We start from the raw sequence: 3,936 nt of genomic DNA on the forward strand, positions 1-3,936 counted from the left end.
CCTCTCGCGGTCGCGGACGTTGCGGAGCCGCTGCACGCCGACGAGCACGAGCGCGACGAGCAGCACGGAGTACAGGGCGATCGGGATGGGGTGCGACACGAAGATCGACGCGTCGCCACCGCTCACGGCGAGCGCGCGACGGAACTCGGTCTCCGCGAGCGGGCCGAGGATCACGCCGATCAGCACGGGCGCGACGGGCAGGCCGTAGCGGCGCATGGCGAAGCCGAGCAGGCCGATGGCGAGCACCAGGACCAGGTCGAGGATCTTGCTGCTGGTGGCGTAGACGCCGAGCACCGCGAACACGGTGATGCCGCTGTAGAGGTAGTGGCGGGGGACCCGCAGGAGCTTGGCCCAGAGCGGGGCGAACGGCAGGTTCAGGATCAGCAGCACGACCATGCCGACGAAGAAGCTGGCGAGCAGCGCCCAGACCCGTTCGCTGGCCCGCTCGAACAGCAGCGGGCCGGGCTGCAGGCCGTACTGGCGGAACGCGGCGAGCAGCACGGCGGCGGTGGCCGAGGTGGGCAGGCCGAGCGCGAGCAGCGCGCCCATGGCGGTGCCCGCGGTGGCGTTGCCCGCTGCCTCGGGACCGGCGACGCCCTGGATGGCGCCCTTGCCGAACATCCGGTCGCCGCGGCGGGTGGCGAGCCTGCGCTCGGTGCCGTAGGCCAGGAACGTGGGGACCTCGGAGCCGCCGACCGGGATGATGCCGAAGGGGACGCCGATGGCGGTGCCGCGCAGCCAGGCGGGCGTGGCGAGGCGGAACTCCTTGCGGGACAACCACAAGCGGCCGGACGAGGGGATGATCTCGTTGTCCTGCTTGGTGCCGCGCTTGGCGGCGACCGAGATGACCTCGCCGAGCGCGAGCAGGCCGACGGTGATCACGACGATGTCGACGCCGTCGAACAGCTCGGGCATCCCCCCGGTGAAGCGGGACGCGCCGGAGATGCCGTCGATGCCGACCAGCGCGATGGCCAGTCCGATCACCAGCGCGGACAGGCCGCGCAGCACCGAGTCGCTGACCACGGCGGAGATGGCGACGAACGCGAACACCGCGAGCGCCAGGTACTCGGCGGGGCCGAAGAGGGTGGCGAGCTGGGCGAGGGAGGGCGCGAAGAAGACGACGAGGACCGAGGAGACGATGCCGCCGACGAACGCGCCGATCGCGGAGGTGGCGAGGGCTTGGGCGGCCCGGCCGGACTTGGCCATCCGGTGGCCCTCGATCGACCCGGCGATCGCGGTGCTGTTGCCGGGGGTGTTCATCAGGATGCCGGAGATCGAGTCGCCGAACAGGCCGCCGAAGAGGACGCCCGCGAACATGATGAACGCGCCGATCGGGTCGAGCGAGAACGTGACGGGGAGCAGGAGCGCGACCGCCATGGCGGAGCCGAGTCCGGGGAGCACGCCGACGGCGGTGCCCAGGAGGGCGCCGACGAAGACCCAGAGCATGTTCATCGGGGTCAGGACGGTCAGGAAGCCCTGACCGAGGTTGGCCAACTGGTCCATCAGAACACTCCCGCCAGGATGCCGGGGGGCAGGTTCAGGCCGAGCCCCGCCGAGAAGGCCAGTTGGACGATCGAGGAGATCGCCAGGGACAGGAACAGGTCGAAGAGGGGGCGGCGGCTGCCGAGGGCTCGGGCGGAGCCCCAGAAGAGGAGTGCGCCGGAGAGGAGCCAGCCGAGGGGGTTGAGGATGACGATGAAGACGACGATCGTGCCGACGAACTGGAGAACCGCGCTGTGGTTGCCCCGGAAGCGGGTTGGTTCGTGGGCCTCGTGGTCTTCGTGGTCGGGGGTGGTGTTCTCCACCAGGACGGTGTCGGTGGCGGCGGGCTCGGACTCGGCGGGGTGGGACGGGTCCGCGGTGCGGGCCGGTTCCGGGCGGCGCAGGACGTCGACGGTCATGAGGACCGCGAAGACCAGGCAGGCGATCGCGATCAGGGTCGGGAACAGCTGCGGGCCTGGTGAGGCGGCGTTGCGCGGCACCTCCATGGTGAGGGTGCCGATGGCGAGGACAATCCCGGTGACCAGGAGGAGGAGCGGGATGACCAGGCCGGTGCGGCGGCGCAGGAAGTCGGTGGCGCCCCCGCGCTCGGCGGGTGCGGTGTCAGGCTGCGTGGTCACAGGCCCAGCTCCTCGATGATCGCGTCGACCCTGGCCTGGTCCTCGCGGATGAAGTCGGTGAACTCGTCGCCGGTGAGCAGGCTGTCGACCCACTTGTTGCGCTGGAGCGCGTCCTCCCAGTCGGCGGTGCCCGCCATCTCGGTGACGATGTCGATCAGCTCCTGGCGCTGCTCGGCGGTGATGCCGGGTGGGGCGACCAGTCCGCGCCAGTTCGGGAGGGCGACGTCGACGCCCTGCTCGATCAGGGTCGGGGTGTCGATGCCGGGGACGGGCTCCTCGGCGGACACGGCGAGGGCGCGGAGGGTTCCGGCCTCGATCTGGTCGCGGAAGTCGTTGTAGCCGCTGATGCCCACCTCGATGGTGTGCGAGAGCAGGGCGGTCAGCACCTCGCCGCCGCCCGCGAACGCGATGTAGTTGATCTGCTCGGGGGCGATGCCCGCGCTGCGGGCCGCGAGACCGGCGAGGAGGTGGTCGGTGCCGCCCAGACCGCCGCCGCCGACGGGCCGGGCCCCTGGGTCGCGCTTCCAGGCGTCGATGAAGTCGGTGAGGGACCGGTAGGGGGAGTCGGCCGGGACGATGAAGACCTCGTAGTCCTCGGCGAGGCGGGCGATCGGGGTGGTGTCCAGGAGGTTCACCGGGGACTTGTTGACCGTGATCGCGCCCTCCATCACGGTGCCGGTCATCATCAGCTGCGTCGGGTCGGGCCCGATCTCGACGAACTGGCCGAGGCCGATCGTGCCCCCGGCGCCGGGAACGTTGACGACCTGGGCGTTGTTCACGATCGACTCGCCGCGCAGGGCCTGCTGGAACTCGCGCGAGGCGAGGTCCCAGCCGCCGCCGGGCGCGGCGGGGGCCATGACGGTGAGCTTGGAGCGCGGGGTGGCCCCCGCGGTGGACTTGCTGGCGTCCACGGCGGCGAACCCCGTGAGCACGAGAGCGCCCACGGCCCCCAGGACCCCGAGTGCGAGGCGTTTTCTCGGCACGATCACTCCCTTGTGATCCGGCTTGTGAGGTGGGTTGCCCGGTCGCCCGACGGCTAGCGTCCGCCTGGTGGACAACCTTGACCGCCTGATGGTAAGCATGTCTTCCGAGTGAGTGCAATCACGAACAGGAGACGACATGTCCGCCAGCAGCACGGCCGTCGAGGGCGACGGCGGCGGGATCCGCGCGGTGAGCAGGGCGTGGCGGGTGCTGCGCGCGTTCACCCCGGAGCGGGTGTCGTTGAGCGTCGCGGAGCTGGTCAGGGAGACCGGGCTGCCGAGGACGACGGTGTTGCGGCTGGTGGAGACGCTGGCCGGTGAGGGGCTGCTGGAGCAGGGCGCGGCGGACGGGCAGGTCCGGGTGGGGACGGCGCTGATCGCGTTCGCGGCGTTCGCGGACGCGGCGTGGGCGCTGCCGGAGGCCACTGCGGCGCGGATGCGGGCGTTGGCGGCGGAGACCGGGGAGACGGTGAGCCTGTACGTGCGGAGCGGGGTGCGGCGGGTGGTGGTGGGGCAGGCGCCGAGTCCGAACACGTTGCGGCACGTGGTGCAGCCGGGGGACGAGCTTCCGCTCGCGGTGGGGTCTGCGGCTTACGTGCTGCTGTCGTTGGAGTCGACGGCGGTGTTGGAGGCGTTGCTGCCGCAGGTGAGTTCGGACGTGGACGGGATGCGGGCGGTGATCGCGGAGGTCGCGGAGCGCGGGTGGTGCCTGACGCACGGGCAGCGGGAACCGGGGAACACGGGGTTGGCGGTTCCGGTGCCCGAGGTCGGCGGTCGGCGGCGGGGGCGGCCGGTGGTGCTGGCGCTGGGCGGGCCGACGGTGCGGTTCGGCGACG

The 3,936-nt window shown here is 71.8% G+C and carries 4 protein-coding genes; 1 reads left to right on the top strand and 3 read right to left on the bottom strand.

The genetic code is table 11. The features are described from left to right. The 3 genes from ACTUAL_RS05460 to ACTUAL_RS05470 all read right to left on the bottom strand — a co-directional run. Positions 1–1,503, bottom strand: a 1,503-nt coding sequence (locus ACTUAL_RS05460) for a tripartite tricarboxylate transporter permease (protein WP_440899474.1), incomplete at its 3' end; no start/stop codon positions are given. After that, entirely contained in the window at positions 1,503–2,120 is a 618-nt protein-coding gene (locus tag ACTUAL_RS05465) for a tripartite tricarboxylate transporter TctB family protein (protein ID WP_440899475.1), read from the bottom strand. The genes ACTUAL_RS05465 and ACTUAL_RS05460, both read right to left, overlap by 1 nt. Beyond that, positions 2,117–3,103, bottom strand: a complete 987-nt coding sequence (locus tag ACTUAL_RS05470) for a Bug family tripartite tricarboxylate transporter substrate binding protein (protein WP_096497901.1) — start codon at positions 3,101–3,103, stop codon at positions 2,117–2,119. Before ACTUAL_RS05470 ends, ACTUAL_RS05465 begins: the two co-directional genes overlap by 4 nt. A 136-nt stretch (positions 3,104–3,239) precedes the next feature. Between ACTUAL_RS05470 and ACTUAL_RS05475 the strand changes: the two genes are divergently transcribed. Continuing rightward, positions 3,240–3,936, top strand: a 697-nt coding sequence (locus ACTUAL_RS05475; protein ID WP_440899476.1) for an IclR family transcriptional regulator, incomplete at its 3' end; no start/stop codon positions are given.

The sequence above is a fragment of the Actinosynnema sp. genome (genome assembly GCF_052038725.1).